The following is a 6268-nucleotide window of genomic DNA, read 5'->3' on the forward strand; positions in this document are numbered from 1 at the left end:
CGGTGGCGGTGGCGGGCACGGCCGCGGTGGCCTCGGTGGCGACAGCGGCCACTGTGGAATCGAACATGTGTACGAGTATAACTCGCTATTCGGATATTTCATCACCTAACGGCGATCGACAACGACAGAAATGACAGAGCAGCCACACCCAGATCAGCAGTGGCCGTCCGGCGCCTCGACACATTTGATCATCAACCGGTATACGGCGGATGCGTACGGTAGCGAATAGAACGCGCCCAGCCCGCCATCCCCATCGAGAGTGACGATCGATGAGCCGCCGGTTCGACACCACCGGCCCTGCCAGCCAGAGACCGGCCACATGATCCCAGCGTCGTCGCGGCTACCCGAGGTACCAGGGCTCATCGATCAGCTGGGCTGTTTCACCGTCTACGCCTTCACCGTCTACGCCCCTCCGCGGGACAGGCAGGACGACGACTCTGCGGGCGCCTGCCGACGAGCTGACCGCCGGCGGCCGGTAGGCGGCACCGCCGTTCTCCCGCGATGCCGCCCGGGCGGCCGGTGACGACTGCGTTGCCGGCCGCCCCGGCGGGCGGTGACAACTGGGCAGCACGTGGGTTCGCGCCGCCGCGGGCAGGCTCCTGGTCCTGACGAGAGCCCACGCGTCCTCGAGTGCCTGCGTGACCGGATCCTTCACCAGCCGGACCTTCACCCTGGACGCCTCGGCCCGCTCGACCAGGAGCATCGTCACCGGCAGTTCCTGGCTGGTGAACGCACGCTGGAGCCGGGTGGGACGCGGGTTCCGGGATCTTCCATGAGGCGCGGATGACTACTATTATTTGGGCCTCCAACTATCGGTCGTCCAAGTACGAACGTCCGAGCCTGGATACCGCGGGCTCGGAGGCGCGGGAGGGCCGAAGGCGATGTCGCCGCCGGAAGGGGGAACGCCGTGCCGTCAGATTCCCTGCGCATACCTGGCTGGCTGCACTTCCTGGCGGTGGGTTTCCCCAGCGCCAACGTGATCGCGACCAGTGACGGATCTCGCGTGATCTTCGACTCCGGGTTCGGCAGCGACACCTCGCGTATCGAGGACGCGCTGGCCACGGCCGGCATCGGCATCACGGACGTCGAACTGGTCGTGAACACCCACTGGCACAGCGACCACGTCGGCGTGAACACCCGCCTGCGGGACGTCCACGGGATCGCGGTCGCCGCCGCCCGCGAGGACGCCCAGGCGATCAACAGCCGGCGGGCGGACGCGTGCCTGTCCGCATGGCTCGACCAGCCGGTCNNNTCGACCAGCCGGTCGAGCGATACCACGTCGACCACGCTCTCGAGGCCGGGCAGACGCTGCGAGCCGGGCCGTCGGAGTGGGAGGTGGTGCCCACTCCCGGGCACACACCGCACCACCTCAGTTTCTACGAGCCGCAGGAGCGGCTGCTCGTCCTCGGGGACGCCATCCACGCCGACGACGTCGGCTGGCTCAACCTCGCCCTGGACGGCCCGGCCGCGATCGATGTCGCACTCGACACCGTGGCGAGGCTCAGCCGGCTCGCCGTGCGCACGGCCCTGCCCGGCCACGGCGGCCCCATCCTCGACCCGCCCGCGGTCTTCGCGGCGGCGCACGCACGGTACGAACGCATGCGCGCGGACCCGCAGCGCGCCGGATGGCACGCCTGCAAACGCATCTTCGCGTTCGCCCTGATGATCCGTGACGGCATCCCGCTGGACGACGTCGACACCTACCTGGCGCGGCAGCCGTGGCTCGTCGACCATGCGAGCAAGATGTTCGACACGGATGCCGAGACGCTGGCGGCCGACCTGCTCGCGGAGATGCGGCGCACCCGCGCGGTCGAGGAACGCGGCGGGCGCCTGCACGTCCGCACGCCGCACCACCCTCCCGCGCGGGACTGGCTGGCGGGTTCTCCCCGACGGGACTGGCTACACGAGTTCATCCCGTCCGGATGAGATCATCCCGTCTGGGAGGTGGCCGGCAGGGTGATGCTCAGCGGCTCGAACGGCTCCCCCACGGAGTACACGTTGTTGAACAGCCCGGCCCCCTCGGCCAGCAGCCGCACGTCCTCGGCCTCCCAGGTCCGCAGGCCGGGCGGCGCCGTGCCGGGCCGCGGGGTGAACCGCACCAGGGGAATCCTCGGCTTCGTCTCGGACTCGAACGGCTCGACGACGTTCAGCTCGGCCTCCGTGCCGCGCAGCACCACGTGCGGGTCGGCGATCCGCACGTACAGCAGCCCGAAATGGCCCTGGAAACGGACATCGCCGCGGAACGCCCAGAAACCGTCGACGCCCTCGGGTACCGCGGCCGACGGATCCGGCTCGAAGACGAACTCGTCGTTCTCGGCGGGCTGCGCGCCGCCGNNNNCGGCGGGCTGCGCGCCGCCGCTGATGCTGCCCTGACCGTCGGGCATCCGGGCGATGTAGGTGAGAAAGGTCGCCTTGATCCCCCACCGCAGGCCGAGCAGGGGCTCCGCCGCGCTCACCGGGCCACCTCGCAGCGCCCGGCGCCATACCGCCCTGACGACGGCGCCTCCGTCACACGGCCGCCGGTCAACAGCTCGAGGACAGCGACCCGACGCGCCGGCGTCGCCGGACGCTCAGCGAGATCACCTAATTTCATGCTCACGGGCTCCCTTCGGCGGTAAGGCTCCAGACGGTACGGACACTGATCAGCGATATCCGACGTCGGCCACGGAACGCGGCGCCCCGGCGCGAGACAGTGCCGGCGGCCACCATCGCCTCGACCGCCTCCGTATCCGTGTTCTCGGTCAGCGCCTCATGGCTGTGCCGCCAGAGGCCCCGAACAGGATCGTGACATCTACTCGCAGCGTCTGCCTGAAGTGAGCGTAGCCACCAGGCAACCACGCGGTACGGCCCTCGGAGCAGACGGCCGCGCCGCGGTCGCCCCCGCAACCCGGATCGCCCGGTTGAACCGCCGCATCCGAATGCCACGTCCGCTGAACCCGTCGAAGACGAACTGGCCACCGGCTGACCAGCACGCGCACGCGGGACGCGGGTACCGGGAAAAGCCACCGAAAAGGCCAGCCGGGCCGGCCACTGGTGATCACCTCGACCGCTGGTTGGTAGGCGGTGGGGCCCGGCGTCCCGCCGCCCACCCGCAGGTCACGAAGTCTGGACGGGCTGGCTGATGTTCGGCTCGACGACGGCGGCGGGCAGCCGCGCGGNGGCGGGCAGCCGCGCGGGCCGACCCGGCAGGAACCAGCCCGCCGCCAGCACCGCGAGCGCCCCGGCGAACACCCACCAGAAAGCCGGGTGGAACGCGGTCTCGACGGATGCCCCGTCCGACGCCCGACTCTGCAGGATGAGCGCCACGACCGCGATACCGAGCGAAGCACCCAACTGGTTGAGCACGTACAGCGCGGACGTCCCCTGCGCCACCGACTCCGCGGGCAACGTCCGGTACAGCGCCCCCATGGTCGGAGCACCCACGAAACCGAGCCCCAGCCCCGTCCCGAACACGGACACCGCAAGACCAACCTCGCCGGTGTGCGGCCCGGCCTGTGTGAACACCAGCATGCTCAGCGCGATCACGAACGCGCCGGCCGGCACCAGCGCCCGGGTGCCGACCCGGTCACTGAGCCGTCCCGCGATCGGCATCGCGATGAAGGAACCCACACCCAGCGGCGAGAGCAACAACCCGGCCGCCAACACCTCGTGATCACGAACCTGCTGGTAGTACAACGGCACCAGGAACAGCATCGAGAACAACATCACCCCGGTGATCGCCATCACCGTGACGCTCGCGCTGAAACCACGGTTGGTGAACAACCGCAGATCGATCAGTGCCGCGCCGCGGGCCCGCAGCGCGTACACGACGTAGCCGACAAGCAGCCCACCGCCGACCGCCAGCGTCACCAGCACCCGGGTGGCGCCGAAGCCTGCATCCTCCCCGGCCTGCGACAACGCGTAGACGAGGATGGCGAACGCCGGGCACAGCAGCGCCACCCCGACAACGTCGAGCCGGCTGGCAGCGCGCTCGGCCCGCGGCGGATCGGCTGGCACCACCCGCAGCGACAACACCAGCGCCACCAGCCCGATCGGCAGGTTCACCAGGAACATCCACCGCCAGTCCAGACTCTGAATGATCACACCGCCGACGATCGGGCCGAGGACGGGACCCAGCGGCATGACGACACCCATCAGCCCCATCACCCGCCCCACCCGGGCAGGGCCCGCCGTGCGCGCCAGCAGCGTGAGCATGATCGGGTCCAGCATGCCGCCCCCGAAGCCCTGGATCACCCGAAAGATGATCAGAGTTTCGATCGAGGGGGCCAGCCCGCTCGCGAGCGAGCCGACGAGGAAGACCGACAGCCCCGCAAGCCACATCCGCCGGCTGCCGAACCGGTCCGTGGCCCAGGCACTGAGCGGGATGGCCACGGTCACCGCGAGCAGATAGCCGGTGGCGACCCATCCGACCGTGCTCAACGAAGTGCCGAAGTACCGCCCGAGGGTGTCGACCCCGACGTTGACGATCGTGCCGTCGAGCAGCCCCATCAGGCCGCCCAGCAGAAGCACGCCGATCAGCCGCAGCAACGCGGGATCCAGACGGTCGCCCTGTTCCTGAACCATGAGCACCTCGATCTCGTATCGAAAAATGTACTGGACAGTACAAATTATCGTACAGATCAAGAGCTCTTCAACGGTGAGGGAACCTACTGCTACCTGCCCGCCCCCACCGCGGGCGATGACGGGCGCACGGCCGTCGCCACCTGCCTGCGCGCCCTGCTCGACACACTGAACGGCGCCGACAGGAGCGGGAACGGAGCCCGTCCGGACGGCCTCGAGCCGGAGCATGCCGAGCGGCCTCCCTGCGCCCGCGCCCGATGCCTCCGACGACGAGATCTTCGACTTCATCGACAACGCGCTGGGAGCTTCCTGGCGAGAAAAGAGAAAGAAGAAAGCTTCCGGCGGAAAAGGGCCGCGAAAACAGCCAAATCGCAGAAACAAACCGTAAGAGCACGGAACAAACCGCAAGAACAGGCTGCGCCTGCCCCACCTGACGCTGTTTGTCGCGAAGCCGCCCGTTGCAACGTGCCGCCTGTTGCAACGCCGCCTTCAGGGCTCGACCTGTGATGTGCCGGCGGCCGGCATGGCCGGTCAGGGCTGTTCCTCCGGCTGCGTTCTCACCGTCCGTGCCCTGCCGTCCGCACTTCCGTCGTCTGTGGTTCCGCGGTCCGCGGTCCTGCTGTCCATGATCCCGGTGGCCTGGCGAACCGCGACCTGGAGGATGTCGGTGAACACAGCCTCGTCGTTGTCCAGCCAGTACTCGGCCGCCACCCGGGTGACGGCGGCCACCGCCGCCGCGAGCACCCGGACCGTCAGGTCGTCCGGGTCGCCGCCGGCGCGGGCCGCGATCGCCTCCTCGGCGTCGAACTCGTCGACTTTCCCGGCGGCCACGCCGGTTTCGTCAGCCACCCCGACGCGTTCACCAGCCGGCTCGTCGAAGTCCTGGCAGCACCCCGACCGGCATGACCTCGTCCGTCCGCAGGGACGTGGAACGAGACCGCCCCCACATCCGTACTGCCGGCCAGCACCTCGCGACTGCGCCGACGCCGACGGCGCCGAGCACCCGCAGGCGACCGTCCGCCGAACCGTGGGTACAGCGAGGGCGGCTACGAGCGGGCTGGCTCCTGGGCCAGGCGAGTACCGGTGCCCGAAGCGCGGTGTGATCCGGGCGGCGGCACCCGTCAGAACTCCAGTCGGTAGAAGACCGCCATCCTTCTCAGCGCGGGGAACAGCTTCGCCACCCTGGCCAGCAGGCGGTAGCCCGTCGGCAGCTTCTCATAGCCGTCGATGTCGAAAGCGCCCGTGGCTGTCACGCACCGCAGCCGACGATCAATCGCCTCAAGCTCCGCGCAACCGTCCATGCCCCACGAGACGGTCGCCCCCGCAACCCGGATCGCCCGGTTGAACCGCCGCATCCGAATGCCACGTCCGCTGAACCCGTCGAAGACGAACTGGCCACCGGGAAAACGGTTCACGATCCGCCGGAAAAGCGCCTCGCCCTCGTTCTTCCTCAGATACATCGTCAGACCCTCGGCGACCACCAACACAGGAAGATCACCCGCCACCTGCGTCAACCAGGACGGATCGGTGACGGACGCACCGATCGTCTCGTAACCCCCACGCGACGGATATATCTGTCGGCGAAGGTCAATCACATCGGGATAGTCCACGTCGAACCACCGCACGCCGGGGCCGGGGTCGACGCGGTGGACACGCGTGTCCAGACCGCAGCCCAGGTGCAGCACGGTGGGGACTGTTTCAAGATCGG

General features: G+C 69.2%; 5 protein-coding genes and 1 pseudogene. 1 reads left to right on the forward strand and 5 read right to left on the reverse strand.

Annotation, left to right across the window (positions count from 1 at the left end; all coding sequences use genetic code 11):
- Nucleotides 1–340: 340 nt before the first annotated feature.
- Nucleotides 341–709, reverse strand: coding sequence for a hypothetical protein (locus FrCorBMG51_RS30115; protein WP_175648458.1), 369 nt, complete (start codon nucleotides 707–709; stop codon nucleotides 341–343).
- Between the two features lie 294 nt (nucleotides 710–1003).
- Here FrCorBMG51_RS30115 and FrCorBMG51_RS27680 point away from each other — a divergent pair.
- A pseudogene (locus FrCorBMG51_RS27680) lies at nucleotides 1004–1926 on the forward strand (MBL fold metallo-hydrolase).
- A gap of 2 nt (nucleotides 1927–1928) precedes the next feature.
- Here FrCorBMG51_RS27680 and FrCorBMG51_RS24015 read toward each other — a convergent pair.
- From FrCorBMG51_RS24015 to FrCorBMG51_RS24030, 4 genes are all read right to left on the reverse strand, one after another.
- Nucleotides 1929–2456, reverse strand: a complete 528-nt coding sequence (locus tag FrCorBMG51_RS24015) for an HtaA domain-containing protein (protein WP_047225281.1) — start codon at nucleotides 2454–2456, stop codon at nucleotides 1929–1931.
- A 640-nt stretch (nucleotides 2457–3096) separates the two neighbouring features.
- Nucleotides 3097–4848 carry a DHA2 family efflux MFS transporter permease subunit gene (locus FrCorBMG51_RS24020; protein ID WP_476742247.1) on the reverse strand — a complete coding sequence of 584 codons (1752 nt, stop codon included), beginning with the start codon at nucleotides 4846–4848 and terminating at the stop codon, nucleotides 3097–3099.
- Nucleotides 4849–5091: 243 nt separating this feature from the next.
- Nucleotides 5092–5409 (reverse strand): acyl-CoA-like ligand-binding transcription factor, encoded by a 318-nt coding sequence (locus FrCorBMG51_RS24025; RefSeq protein ID WP_047225283.1) that lies wholly within the window; start codon nucleotides 5407–5409, stop codon nucleotides 5092–5094.
- Nucleotides 5410–5681: 272 nt separating this feature from the next.
- Nucleotides 5682–6268: class I SAM-dependent methyltransferase (locus tag FrCorBMG51_RS24030; RefSeq protein ID WP_047225284.1), on the reverse strand; the 587-nt coding region annotated here is incomplete at its 5' end.

This window comes from Protofrankia coriariae (assembly GCF_001017755.1).
Classification (GTDB): domain Bacteria; phylum Actinomycetota; class Actinomycetes; order Frankiales; family Frankiaceae; genus Protofrankia; species Protofrankia coriariae.